Origin of the sequence: Pantoea sp. PSNIH1 (genome assembly GCF_007680655.1) — a bacterium.
Classification (GTDB): Bacteria; Pseudomonadota; Gammaproteobacteria; order Enterobacterales; family Enterobacteriaceae; genus Pantoea; species Pantoea eucrina.
The window spans coordinates 81,916-92,763 of record NZ_VEIP01000010.1; the positions used below are offsets into that span (position 1 = coordinate 81,916).

Annotated in this window: 6 protein-coding genes and 1 pseudogene; all 7 read left to right on the forward strand. The window is 57.3% G+C overall.

What is annotated here, in order from left to right; translation table 11 throughout:
- Positions 1 to 2 precede the first annotated feature (2 nt).
- Entirely contained in the window at positions 3 to 821 is an 819-nt protein-coding gene (locus FS690_RS17380) for a hypothetical protein (protein ID WP_145340005.1), read from the forward strand.
- Between the two features lie 828 nt (positions 822 to 1,649).
- Positions 1,650 to 4,718: a hypothetical protein gene (locus tag FS690_RS17385; RefSeq protein ID WP_145340006.1), complete on the forward strand. Its 3,069-nt coding sequence runs from the start codon at positions 1,650 to 1,652 to the stop codon at positions 4,716 to 4,718.
- A 3-nt stretch (positions 4,719 to 4,721) separates the two neighbouring features.
- Positions 4,722 to 5,081 (forward strand): hypothetical protein, encoded by a 360-nt coding sequence (locus FS690_RS17390; protein ID WP_145340007.1) that lies wholly within the window; start codon positions 4,722 to 4,724, stop codon positions 5,079 to 5,081.
- Between the two features lie 12 nt (positions 5,082 to 5,093).
- Positions 5,094 to 6,527, forward strand: a complete 1,434-nt coding sequence (locus FS690_RS17395) for a baseplate protein (RefSeq protein ID WP_145340008.1) — start codon at positions 5,094 to 5,096, stop codon at positions 6,525 to 6,527.
- Between the two features lie 9 nt (positions 6,528 to 6,536).
- Positions 6,537 to 7,628 carry a phage tail protein gene (locus FS690_RS17400; RefSeq protein WP_145340009.1) on the forward strand — a complete coding sequence of 364 codons (1,092 nt, stop codon included), beginning with the start codon at positions 6,537 to 6,539 and terminating at the stop codon, positions 7,626 to 7,628.
- Positions 7,629 to 7,689: 61 nt separating this feature from the next.
- The gene (locus FS690_RS17405) at positions 7,690 to 8,133 is read left to right on the forward strand and encodes a phage tail protein (RefSeq protein ID WP_145340010.1); all 444 of its coding nucleotides are present in this window, start codon (positions 7,690 to 7,692) and stop codon (positions 8,131 to 8,133) included.
- Positions 8,134 to 8,138: 5 nt separating this feature from the next.
- A pseudogene (locus tag FS690_RS17410) lies at positions 8,139 to 10,848 on the forward strand (hypothetical protein); the annotation flags it as partial.

Consider the following 10,848-nt stretch of genomic DNA (forward strand, 5'->3'; position numbering starts at 1 on the left):
CCGTGAATATTCCTCCGCTTCCCCTGGCCTCGCGTCCCGGTACCGAAATCCAGTTTCGCCAGCCGGTCATGAAAGACGCGCTCAAATACAGCACGCCGGATGAAATCGGTGACGAACGCCGCGTGACTGAATACCTCAATCACCTGCAGGAAGGCCCGCTGAGCGACAGCCGCGACTGGACTGCGCAGGAACGGCGCACCGCGCTCTGGTGGATCATGATTAACAGCCGCGCAGATAACCTTGAGGCGTTTCACTACACCTGCGAACACTGCCGCGAAGTGCATACCTACGACTTTGACCTGTCAGACCTGGCGGAAACCGTCGAGCTGCTGACCATTGAGCCATACGAGCGCGTGAGCGTGCCGGTCAACGGCGTGGCAACCAACTGGACGCTAAAGCCGCTTACCGGGCGCGGTCAGGAGATGCTGGAGCGCCTGCGCGTGAGCCTGCCGGATGCAGACGCGCCGGAGTATGAGGCAGCGCTTGTACGCATGCGCATTGCTGAGTTTGCGCTTTGCACCGCGCTGGATGACGATCCGGAGGATTTTGAAGCTGCCGCAAACCGTCGCTTCGACATCATGGAAAACATGGTTCCCGATCTGGAGTTTGCACCACTGGTGGCGCATATCCAGCTGATGCAGAGAAACCTGCGTCACGGTCTGCGCATGCAGATCACACAGGGTCAGGTGCGCCTGCTGCTTCCGCCAACACCATGCGAAAAGGAGGGCATGCAGATGAACACCACTCAACTGTTTATCACCTTTCGCTCTGGATTATTTATTCCGAAATTTTCAACTCAGTGGATGGCTAACCATCATTGACAACCTGACGCTGGTTGCGCGCCAGCCTGTCAGTGACGTGGATGCCCTGCCGCTATGGCGGGCAATCCAGATGAACAAAACGCTTATCGACCAACTGCAAAGGAGCCGGGGCGGATCGGAATGAAAAACGTAGAAGAATTTTCACAAATAATTTCAGCCATAGAGCATGCCAGCCGCGAGGAACTGAAAGAACTGGCGATAATCAGGCGCGCCCTGCTGAATAATGCTGGAAAGATAACAGAAAAAAGCAGTAAAGATACGGGCGGGTTAACAGTAAGGCGATCCCTTTCACAGCGGACTTCATACAGTGAAAATGAGAAAAAATTGCCAAAAAATGACGCAGGAAACGATAAAAAAGAGAGAAGAAAATCCACAAATAATACAAATGAGAAAATTAATCACAAAAATGAAAATTCAGGTGATAAAAAAGTCAGATCATCCGTCAAAAAATCGCGCTTTAATGTGTCTGATAACGACAATATAGTAACGCTTTCAGAATTTAGACGTAATGAAAGACAAAAAAATGAAAAAATTAAGCAACAATCGGGGCATAAAAATAGAATTACGCGCATAAATAGCGGCACAAATTTAGCAGGAAACCGTGCGCCTGCAGCCCGTGATTCCGCGGCTAAAAATTCTGATCCGCAGGCTGAGGGGCAGTCCAACCGGGACGCTAACGGACGCTTCAAATCGCGCACTGAGTCAGGTGATGCATCGGCTGCGCAGCAGGAGAAAAATGCCCGTCGCGCCGAGCATAAGCAGCAGCAGGGCTTTTACCGATCGCTAACCAGCATGATGAAATCTGCTACTGAAACAAACAGCGATGCCATGTCATCAGGGACAGACATTGCCGGTACCGCCGCAGGGGGGCCGCTCTGGATGATGGGTAAAGGCATGTACGACATTTCCGCCGAAGTCGGTAAAAACGTCGTCTCGCTGAAAAACTTCATGCAGGGAAAAACCGAAGGCAACGCCGCGCTGAAAATTGAACCGCCGGTGACGCACCCGCCAGTTACCGCAGCAGCGAAGCAGCCGCCGGCCGTCGGCAAGCCAAAATCAGCTGATGGCTATAAGAGCGCGCAGCAGGCAAAGGCCGTACAGGTCACGCAGGAGCAGACCAAAATACTCGCCGCCAATGACGATCGCATCATCAGCGGCCTGGACGACGTGCGCGACGAAATCAAAAAGCTCGCGCATGCGTCGGGTGGGAAAGACGGCGGGCTGCTGGACTCGCTCATACCCGGCAGGCGTAAACGACGCTCCCGCGGACGAAAGCGTGGTGCGCTTACTGCCGCTGCAGGGGCGCTTGATACCGCAGGCGATCTGCTGCCGGACGGCAAGAAGAAGCCTCATGGGGAAAAAACCCGGCCTGAGCCTAAGAAGAAAAGCCTGCTGACAAAGGCAATGGAAGCCCTGAAAGGCGGCAAAAAAGCGGCAACTGTTGCCGGCGCTGGCGCTGCAGCAGCAACAGCGGCCACCGGCGCAACAGTGCTCGCCAGTACGAAAGCAGCAGGCGAGGCCGCCGCAAAGGAAGGAGCTAAAGCCGCTACAGATACCGCAGGCAAGGTAGCAGCTAAAGAGGGCATTGCCGTATCTGAGAAAGCCGCTGCCGCTGCCGCTGAGCAAACCGCTGAGAAAGGTGGTCTTAAAGTGGCCGGGAAGGTCGCCGGAAAAACCGCGCTGAAAGCGATCCCGCTGGTGGGTACCGCAATAGGTGCGGGAATGGACGCCTATGAAGGCTTTCACGATACCGACGGCCAGAAAAAGGCGTTCGGCCTGAAAGAGAATCAGGCTGTCAGCGGCAGACAGAAAGGCGAATACACCGCTGCTAACGTGCTGAACATGGGCGGGCTGCTGTCGGGCGGCGCCGGGTTGCTGGCGAAGGGCGCGAGCGCGCTGGGTATGGATGGTGCGGCTAAGGCGCTGACGTTTGACACCGGGGATATCGCTAAGGGGCTGGATTCGGGGCTGAGCAAGGTAGGCGACGTGTTCACCTCGTTTTCCACCAGCGCTGTCAGCGCCTATGACAAGCTCACCGGCACCAGCGCTGAGCAGACGAAGGCGATCACGGACGGGACCGAGAAAACCGTTACGGCGATCAACCGGCTGGGCTCACAGCTGCAGGGTGGAACATGGGGTGAGGATGGCGTAGGTGCACAGGGTAAAAGCACAGCTGACTATGCCGACGTGGCGAAAAACAGCATCGGCGCGGGTCTCAACATCGGCGGCGCCAACGCGAAAACCCGATCCTTTCGCAACAACAATTTTGGCAACCTGAATTTTGTCGGGCAGGAGGGCGCAAGCCTGGAAGCGAAGAACGCCAAAGGCGAGGCGCGCTTTGCGAAATTCAACACGCCGGAGGAAGGTTTCAGGGCGCTGGCCAACCAGCTCACCAGCTATTCCGAAGGCACCTCTAAAGCTGCCGGTTACAAGAAGCTCAATACCGTTGAGGACATTATCAAGCTGTATGCCCCGCAGAGTGAAAATGACACGTCAAATTACGTCGATTCACTCTCTAAAAAGCTGGGTGTGAAAAGCAATCAGCAGCTTGACCTCAAAGATCCCAAAGTCATGACGCAGATGATGCGGGGTATCGCCACCATTGAGGGCGGAAACCCGCAGGTGACGAATGACTTCATGATGAATGCCATTGGCCACAATGAAAACGGCAAGTGGGTAGGGGGCAAATTCAGCGATGAATCCCTGAAATCGGTAAACGAAGCGCGGACAAAGCAGGGGCTGGCACCCGTTGCCGCCGATTCGCTTTATTCAGCCGGCGACAAGGTAAAAGTAACGCCTGGCGCAGCGGCACCCGCTGCCGCAACTGCCGTGCCAGCGACACCTGCTGCAGCACCCGCCGTCGTGGTAAATGCGCCCGCTGCGCCAACCGGCTCACAGGTTGCCGCCGCCGCCGCGAAATCTGACAAAGACAAACCTGCCGCGGGCTTAACCGACAAAATCAGACAGAGTGCGTCGTCCGCCTGGGGCGGCGTGAAAGGCCTCAACCAGTGGGCTGACGGCAAGTTGCAGGGCGCAGCTGAATCACTGGGCGTGGAAGGTCTGGCCCGCAACCGTCCAACCAGCGGCCTTTCGCTGCCTGCCGGCGATTCGCTCCCGGCTGGCCTGCAGCTGGCGGCGCTTTCACCGGGCCAGATTGCCACGCGCTCACGTCCCGTTGCTACGTCAGGCGTATCGTTTGGCCGCGCCCGCGTCCGTCCGAACTCTGCCACGTCCGGCAGCGTTGTTAATGCGGCAAAAGAGCAGGTCATCAACAGGGCTATGGCGGCTGACAGCGCGCCAGCGCAGCCTGCAGCAGAAGCCGGATTTTTTGATCGCATGATGGGTGGCGCGATGGATGGCGTGAAAGCCGTTGGCTCTGCCGTCATGCCTGCCCTGGGCGACACTTTCAGCCAGACGCTGGGGGGCTTCAGCGGTAACGACATGATAAGCGGCGTGCTGGGTCAGGCAGGCATATCCGATCCGGGGATTCTCAGGGCCGTGTCACCGCTCACCAGCAAAGCGGGCGGTTTTCTGGACAGCGGCATAGAGTCGCTGGCCAGCGCCGGCCAGTCATTTTTTACAGGCGGCAGCGCATCCCCGGCACGTTCCGCACCGCAGCAGCCGCTGCTGAGTCACCCGGCACAAATCCCGAACGTCACTGATTTAGGCGCCAGCGGCATGCGTCCGATGATGAAGGGCGACAGCGCCGGTCAGGATTCAGACATGCTCAAAGAGCTGAAAGCCATGCGCACGCAGCTGGAGGCGCTGCTGGGCGTCACCAAGAAAAAAGGCGAAGAAGCACCGGATAAAGTGGTCAATACCGCGCAGCCGGCGCCGCGCCAGTCGTCGTCGCTGAGCATCAGCGATCCGGCGCTCAACGAATTACTGAGGGACTAACGCATGCAAAATGAAATTGACTGCCTGATGCGCGTGGATCAGGGCGGCGTCGTGCTGAAAGAGGGCGATTCTCAGGCGTGGCTTGCCCGCCTTGAGGAGTGGCTGAGAACCCCGCAGGGCAGCGTCTATGGCCTGCCTGGCTGGGGGAACACCATGCAGGACTACAAACATGAGCCGGTCGGATCGGAGACCGGCCATTTAACCGAAGTCGCCATAGAAGCGGCGCTGCTGCGCAAGCTGCGTATCGATCTGCCGGGGCTGGGGCTGCGTGCTATCCGCTGCGCCCCGGAGAGCGTTGATACCTGGCAAATCACATTCGTCACATCAAACGGCACGCTGGCCGTGTCCATGAACAAAAGTTAATCGGGGAATATCGTGAACATTCAGGCATTACAGGACAAATTTAACGGGCTGCTGCAGAGCAACAGCTGGTGGAGAAAGTTTACCAATAGCCAGTTCATTCAGATGATGGCCGTGTTTGGCGCGCAGATCATTTACGCCGCGCAGAGCACCGCTGAACGCGGGCTGACTGAGGGCTTTATCTCCACGGCAACGAAGCGATCGAGCATTCTGGCCGCAGCCGAAGATCGTAACTACATTGGCCACTTAATCACGCCGTCCTGGGGCAGCGTGAAGATCACTAATAAAACGGATCAGGACATTCAGCTGCCGATTTATGCAGAATTACTGTCGCTGGCGCAGCTGCCCTACGTCACAACCGACGTGATTTATATTCCGGCAGGCAAAAGCGTGACGGTGAACGACGTGCGCCAGATGGAGTACGTCAACGTGTCCACTACCATTGAGGCTGAATCGGCGTTTTACACGGTTATGCTGCCGCGTGACATTACCGAGGAAGCCGTTTCACTCGACGTTTTTGTAACGGAAAACGAGGACAAAACGCAGTGGACAAATAATCCGTTGTTTCGCCTGTCGCGCGGCTCCAGTAAGCATTACGTGATGGTCTATAAGCCGTCCGAACAGCTGGGCGTTCGCTTTGGCGACGGTGCAATCGGCAAAATGCCAACAACCGGCAGCAAAGTCGATCTGGACGTCTGGTGCAGCCGGGGCGATACCACGCTGACGCAGGGCCAGAAGCTGACGCCGGCGGGCAATATTGCCGATTTGAGCGGTAAAATTGAGGTAGTGACAACCACGCCAATAACGGGAGGCAGCGGCTTTGAAACGACTGAAGAAACCCGCAACCGGGCGCAGTACTACGTTGCCTATGACGAGCAGGTTGTGTGGGGCGGTGATTACAAATACTTCCTGAATCGTAAAGTGCCGGGTATGTCGTGGATCAGCGCCTGGGGTGAGCAGGAGCAGGAGAAGTCAACCGGCATAAAATCGCTTTCCAACATCAACACGATTTTCTTTTGCGGCCACAAACCAGGTTACACGCAGGCAGAGCTCGAAGAACTGATCATGACCGCCGTTCTGTCGGTACCCAACGAGCTTAATAAAACCTTCCGCTACGTGCGCACGCAGGAGGAGCCTTTCACGGTAAGCATCAACGCCGTGGCGAAGAAGAACGTCATTATCTCTGATGCGAAAGACGAGGTGCAGAAGCTGCTTGAGGCGCAATTCGGGCGCGACGCGACTACGTTTGGCGACAGCTATCAGAGTGATGTCGCCGCCGGCAAACAGTTTGCGCAGGTGCAGGTAAAAGACCTGTGGCGCGTCATTGAGGAGCTTGGTCTGTTTATCTCCTATGACGTGCAGACAAACAATCTGAAAACTGCCGTGCAGCTGAATGACTTTATCTATCTCGACGTTGCTAACTCCAGCATCGAAATTAACTATCTCTGAGGCTGAGCCATGATCAGAAACTGGGTAAAAGACCGGCTCACTAAAGAGAAAAGCACGTCAGAGCTGTGGTCAGGCTTTGCAAATATCCTGCAGTCAGTATTTGAGCAGGCGGTAGAGCCAACGCTTGAGCGCATAACCAATCGCAAAAGCTATTTCACGATGAACAAAGACGATCTGACGCTGCGCATGAGCGAATATGGCCGCTTTTTCATCGTGGCGGAAACCACGGACACCAGCAGGCCGGTGCTGCTGGCGCAGCGCCTGGACGAAGTGCATTTTAAGGGGACCGATAAGCCGATCACGTCAACGTTCTGGCGCGAGTTCGATAACCTGCCCGTGACCTGGCAACCGCTCTATGCGCCGGTGGATCAGGAGAAAGCGCCTTATGGCTCATTCTTTACCACACAAGAGGGCGTGGACGTCGCGCAGGAGCATTACGGCGAGTTTTTCCTGACGTCGCGCGCGCAAATCTCCGTGGCGCTTAACGAGCTGTACGAGCGCTACGGCTATCAGGAGCAGACGGAGGCGGTGAACAAGCTGCTGAGCCAGTTTGACCAGATTATCGAGCCGCTGCTGCCGCTGCACATCGTGTTTGACGGGGTAGCGCTCTTTATCTCGTTTGAAATGACCGCGGACCGGGATCGCATCCGGCTTATCAGCGCCGGCATCGACTACCAGGCCAAAATGACCTACGCGGATCTTCAGTCGGAGATTAAAAACCTGCACATGGCCACACGGCATCAGTATGCGGTCCCTGCCGTGCCGGTGCGGGAGGTGAAGCGGTGCGAGCGCTACGATATGTTTGCGGCGGACGCGTGGTGGAATGACTACCGGAGCAAACCCGACGCTGCCCCGGCGCCGGTTGTTATTGCCAGCGCTGGCGACGACAGCCGCGCGCGGCTGTTTACAGAGGAGGGCGTGGAGTATATCGCTATTCTGAAAAGCGATTATCAGGGCGTTACGATCGCGCGCGACGACGGCAGCAGGGAAACAGTGGCGTTTCCCTTCGATGGCACGCCGGAGTTTGTTCTGGCGCTGCCCGCGGGCGACAGCGGCACCAGCACGGTCACGACACTTTTTTATGAGCAATTTGTCTCATAGTTGACCTGCGGATTTTACAAACTCCTTACCCTCTGGCCTCTTAACTCTGAGAGGCTTTTTTATGGCTGATACTATCTCCGTCAGCAGCAAGCTGTTTAAGGCGAAGCTGCTGGACTACTACTACATCCGACGCGCTGAATCATCCATCGGCAAGGGTAGCCGCTTCCTGATGGTCAAAGCCTACTGGGGCAAGTCTGCGTTAGTCACCAGCAATCCCGCCGGCGGCTGGAACATTGCGGATATTCCTTCCACCTTCAGCAACGCCAACCTGACGAACAAGTTCACGGAAACGCCGCTGATCCTGACCAGCACGGGCGCGGATATCTCTATCTCCATCCAGCTGAATGACGCTGCGCTGGCCGCTGATAAGTCCTATGACTTGAACACCCTTACGCTGGTGGACGGCGACGGCAACGCCTTTGCCGTGCTCTGTCTGCAGCAGGACAGCGTATTCCGCGGCAAGGCCTATAACCTGCTGGTTACCATTGAACAGAAAACGGCGTAACGCACATGACTGATAACGAAATTACCGACGTAGGCGTTATGTCCGGCATTCCGTATGGTACCGCGCCGCTGTCAGCGGACATGCAGTACCTGGAGACCTACACCAGTTCCGCGCTCAACAGGAAGTTAAAAGGGGTGGTGCGCCCCGGCTTTTACCTGGGCTTCTCGCCGGTTGCCGGGACCGGGCTGAATGTTGTCGTCACCTCAAAAGGGGCAGAGGACGGGCAGGGCGCCGCCTCCATTGACGTGAACGCGCACCAGATCACGGTACAGCACCTGGCGGATCTCACGCTGCCGGTAGTGGCGGGCAAAACCACCCGCATAGTGCTGGAGGCGAACTACAAAGTCGGCACTGTGACAGAACAGGTTAACCGCGATTCCGTCGTTAAGGCCGCGCGCGTCTTTGCGCAGGATCTGTCGGTTGCGCTGGCGCCGAACCAGCTGGAGCTTTGCCGCGTGCTTGTGCCAACCGGCACCACGCAGGTGACGCAGGCAATGATCGTCACGAACTACCGCATCAACCGGCAGGTAGGTATCACCCTCGACTCCGTGAACGACAGCGACGACGAACTGACCGCCGCTAACCTGAAGGGGCTGAAAATCCTGAAGGCCTTGATCGATAACAACATGGTCAGCGCCAACAACGGCTCGGACATTGAGGATAAAGCGCTTTTTCGTCAGAACATCGGGCTCGACCAGGTAACCAATGACAAGCAGCTGAAGGCCTCTGAAAACCTGGGGGATCTGCCGGACGTTCCGGAAGCCCGTAAACATCTTGGGCTTGGTACCGCCGCGCTGGCGAACGTCCAGCAATCAGCGATTGATAATACGGCAGGCGCGCTGATGGCCGTGGGGGCGTTTGGCCTGGGCGCCGCGTCTGCCGTGCTGGACAGCAAAATCACTTCACTGTCTAACATAGTCGTCACCCGCCTGAGTGCCTTCTGGACGCTGAGCGGCAGCTTTACGGACGGTCCGGTTGAGCTTGGTAAAGCGCCACTGGCGCTGAGCGGGCAGCTGATTAACATGCGCCGCAGCTATGATGCCGGCGCGTCGCTGGTGCAGCTGCTGGCCGCGCAGAACGGCACGGTGTATATCCGCACCGCAGGCGGCGGTAACGGCTCCTGGGCGTGGCATGGCCTGACAAGCGGCGCTGATGCAAACGGCTGGCGTAAACAGATGGACACGGCCAGCATGACGCTGACCGATCTGCTGAACCTGGGCGCCGCAAGGGCGGGCTGGAACAACGACATTACCAGCCTGAACAGCCTGACCGATATCAATACGGCAAAGGTAAGGCTGGCAAAGAATCTGGAAGTTAATTCACAGATTCAGGCCGGATTCCGTATGGGTGTGATCCGCTCTGAGCCGTCAACGCCGGTCATGACGTTTGTGCGTACCGATCAGCCGGAAGATACGCCGACGGCGTATGACACCGACGTGATGAACATCTTCGGGCGTCTGGCGTCCACGACGACCGATACCTGGGGCGGAAGGGTGCTCGGCAGTATCACTATCACGAACATGACGCACGGCGGCGGACAGCTTGCGCTCGATGCGCGCGCGCGTTCCGGCGCGACCACGGCGCGCTTTGCTCTCAACAGCGGCGACGGTACCGCCACGCTGCAGGGGTCCGGCGGGCTTTCAGTGCTTGGCGGCGGCGGTCTCCGGTCAGATGGCGCAGGCCTGTTTACGGCTGATGAAATCGCGCTGCAGCTGAAGCCTGCAACCAGAGACAAGGCTTACTACCTGCGCGGGCGTAAGCAGGATAATACGCTGCACTGGTATCTTGGCCAGTCAGTTGATAACACCGATACCGTGACCTGGGGAAATTCGGTCCCGAATACGTGGATCAGCCTCTCAGCCGACGGCACGGGCGACACCAACGTCTCGACAATGAAGTTCCGCGGCGGTGCTTCAGTCGCAGGCAGTCTGACTGTTGCGGCCGGCGCTGACTTTACCGGTCCGGTGACCGTCCTGGCGAAAGGCTCAACTGCCATTGGCGATCTAACTAATGCGGCGCTGGTGGTGAACGGCAGCAACAGCGACGGCAGCCAGGGCATTACCGTTAACAGCTTTTCGCCTGCGCTGGCGCTCGTCGATCGCACTACAAATAACCCGTCATATCGCTGGCGAACCTCCGGCACTAATCTGCTGCTGGAAGCGGATAACCGGGATAACGGGAAAACGTGGAGTAAGTATTGCGCGGCTTTTGGTTCTAAAGGTCAGCTGTCAATTGGCCTGGGTGCTGGCGCGTCCGCTTCACGATTGCTGACGCTGGGTAACGGTACCGCCGGCAACGGTAATCTGACAGGCACCACGCAGCTGATGGCGATGGCCTATGCAAATATCGGCGCAGACGCGACGACGCGCGCTATAGGCTTTGGTACTGAAATAACGTTTGGCGACGGGCTGACGGATCATACGCTGGGTGACGCGGTAGAGTTCTGGGCGAACTCCGGTACCGTCAACAGCACCACGAAAATCAGCAATTTTTCGTCGTTCCGCGCCTACGATAAAACCAGCGCAAATATCCTCTCGGCTGTCGCTTTTGACGGGCGTCTGAACGCCCGCGACGGCGTAACCCGCTGGAACCTTTGCATGCAGGGTACCGCGCCAAACCTTCTGATGGGACAGACAATCGTTGGTGGCACCAGCTATGGTCTGCCTGACAGTGCTTATGCGATGGAAGTCAGGGGGAACCTGAAAAGCGACAGCA